Source organism: Saccharopolyspora sp., assembly GCF_017434145.1.
Classification (GTDB): Bacteria; Actinomycetota; Actinomycetes; order Mycobacteriales; family Pseudonocardiaceae; genus Saccharopolyspora_C; species Saccharopolyspora_C galaxeae.
This window is the reverse complement of record NZ_JAFRFW010000875.1, coordinates 1-2,312: the sequence shown is the minus strand read 5'-3', so window position 1 is coordinate 2,312 and position 2,312 is coordinate 1. Positions and strand designations below refer to the sequence as shown.

Below are 2,312 nucleotides of genomic sequence, written 5' to 3'. Positions count from 1 at the left end.
GCCGCCGCCGATGAGGCCGATCGGCACGCCACTGAGGCCGCCGGGCACGCCCGCTGAATCCTGCGGCTCCTAATGGGCCGGTCCAACGACCACGACCGAGCGCACCGAGGCGCGCGTTCCGGTTCGTCGCGATCGGCCCGCGGCCGGTGCGGTCGTCAACGGGTTGAGGTTTCTTCTCGGACCCCCTCGAAGCTCCGGACGGCGTGCTGCGCCAGGGGACGGGCACGGGGATCTTGCGCTCGCGCGCAAGTAAGCTCCGCGGCGTGCAGGTTCTGCGTTCGGTCGTGCTCTTCGTGCTGGCCGCGTTCGCCGAGATCGGCGGCGCGTGGCTGGTGTGGCAGGGCGTGCGGGAGCACAAGGGTCTGCTGTGGATGGGCGCGGGAGTGATCGCGCTCGGTGTCTACGGGTTCGTGGCGACGTTGCAGCCCGATGCGCACTTCGGCCGCATCCTCGCCGCCTACGGCGGGGTGTTCGTCGCGGGCTCGCTGCTGTGGGGTGTGCTGGTCGACGGGTTCCGGCCGGACCGCTGGGACCTCATCGGCGCGGCGCTGTGCCTGGCCGGCGTCGGCGTGATCATGTACGCGCCGCGGTGATCCCGGTCAGTCCGAGACGCCCAGCCGCAGGTGCTCGATGTGGTAAACGGCCTCGTCCAGCAGCTGCGCGACGTGGTTGTCGTAGAGCGAGTACACGACGCTGCGGCCGGACCGGTTCCCGCTGACCAGGCCCAGCGAGCGCAGCAGCCGCAGCTGGTGGGACACCGCGGAGGGTTCCATGCCCACGGCTTCGGCGAGTTCGCCGACCGGCCGGGCGCCCTGGCGCAGTTCGCTCAGGATCAACAGCCGCGAGGGCGTGGCCAGCGCTTGCAGCGTCTCGGCCACCGAGGACGCGGATGCCGCGTCCAGCTTCGCGGCGGGCGTCGCCCTGGCCTCGACTCCGTGACCCATGGGCGCAGTGTATCGGCAGGGGTTCGATGCCCCGTCCGATGATTTGCGGCCGATGATTTACGGCCTGAACGATTGAACACCTGAGCAGTCATTCATGTATCTTGGCGGCGTCCGCACAGCAGAGGAGCCGCGATGCCGACCACGCTCACCCGCCCGGCCGCCGCCGGGGAGTCCACGCCCGCGAGCAAGCGCGGCCTGTTCGCGCTCGCCGAGGCCCGCTGGGCGGGCGCCGCGCTGGCCGCCTACCTGCTCGGCTTGGCCGCGGACCTGGGCGGCGGCCCGTTGTGGCTGAGCTGGGCGCTGTACCTGACCTGCTACGTCACCGGCGGGTGGGAGCCGGCCTGGGCCGGGCTGCAGGCGTTGCGGGACAAGACGCTCGACGTGGACCTGCTGATGATCGTGGCCGCGATCGGTGCGGCGGCGATCGGGCAGGTCTCCGACGGCGGGCTGCTCATCGTCATCTTCGCCACCTCCGGTGCGCTGGAGGCGTTCGCGACCGCGCGCACCGAGGACTCCGTGCGCGGGCTGCTCGACCTCGCGCCGGACACGGCGGTGCTGCTGCGCGACGGCGAGGAACGCACCGTGCGCACCGAAGACCTGGACGTCGGCGACGAGATCCTGGTCCGCCCCGGCGAGCGGATCGGCGCGGACGGCGACGTCGTCGCGGGCGGCAGCGAGGTCGACCAGTCCAGCATCACCGGTGAACCGGTGCCCGCCGCCAAGACCGGCGGCGACGAGGTGTTCGCGGGCACGCTCAACGGTTCCGGGGCGCTGCGGGTGCGGGTGAGCCGGGACGCCTCGGAGTCGGTGATCGCGCGCATCGTGGCGATGGTCGCCGAGGCGGGCGCGACGAAGGCGCTGACGCAGCTGTTCATCGAGAAGGTGGAGCAGCGCTACTCGGTCGGCGTGGTCGTGGCGACCTTGGCGGTGTTCGGGATTCCGCTGCTGTTCGGCGAGGCCCTGGAAGGCGCGCTGCTGCGGGCGATGACCTTCATGATCGTCGCCTCGCCGTGCGCGGTGGTGCTGGCGACGATGCCGCCGCTGCTGTCCGCGATCGCCAACGCGGGCAGGCACGGCGTGCTGGTCAAGTCGGCGGTGGTGATGGAGCGGCTGGCCGACGCCGGGCGGGTCGCGCTGGACCAGACCGGCACGGTCACCGAAGGCGTGCCGCGTGTTGCCGAGCTGCGGGCCGAACCTGGGCACAACGAGCAGCGCGCGCTCGAGCTGGCCGCGGCTGCGGAGCTCTCCAGCGAACATCCGCGGGGCAGGGCCGTGGGCTCCGCCGCACGGGACCGCGGTCTCGCCGTGCTGGAGGCGCCGGATTTCCAGGCGCTTCCCGGCCGGGGCGTCGCCGCCACGGTTGCCGGG

Annotated in this window: 3 protein-coding genes; 2 read left to right on the top strand and 1 reads right to left on the bottom strand. The window is 72.4% G+C overall.

Annotation, left to right across the window (positions count from 1 at the left end; translation table 11 throughout):
• The first annotated feature begins 263 nt into the window (after positions 1-263).
• Complete coding sequence (locus IJH84_RS23785; protein ID WP_295149246.1) at positions 264-593, top strand: YnfA family protein; 330 nt, start codon at positions 264-266, stop codon at positions 591-593.
• A gap of 6 nt (positions 594-599) precedes the next feature.
• On the opposite strand, the gene IJH84_RS23780 is transcribed toward IJH84_RS23785, so the two are convergent.
• The gene (locus tag IJH84_RS23780; protein ID WP_200071916.1) at positions 600-944 is read right to left on the bottom strand and encodes a metalloregulator ArsR/SmtB family transcription factor; all 345 of its coding nucleotides are present in this window, start codon (positions 942-944) and stop codon (positions 600-602) included.
• Between the two features lie 132 nt (positions 945-1,076).
• On the opposite strand from IJH84_RS23780, the gene IJH84_RS23775 reads away from it, so the two are divergent.
• On the top strand, positions 1,077-2,312 hold a 1,236-nt coding region (locus IJH84_RS23775; protein WP_295149239.1), incomplete at its 3' end, for an HAD-IC family P-type ATPase.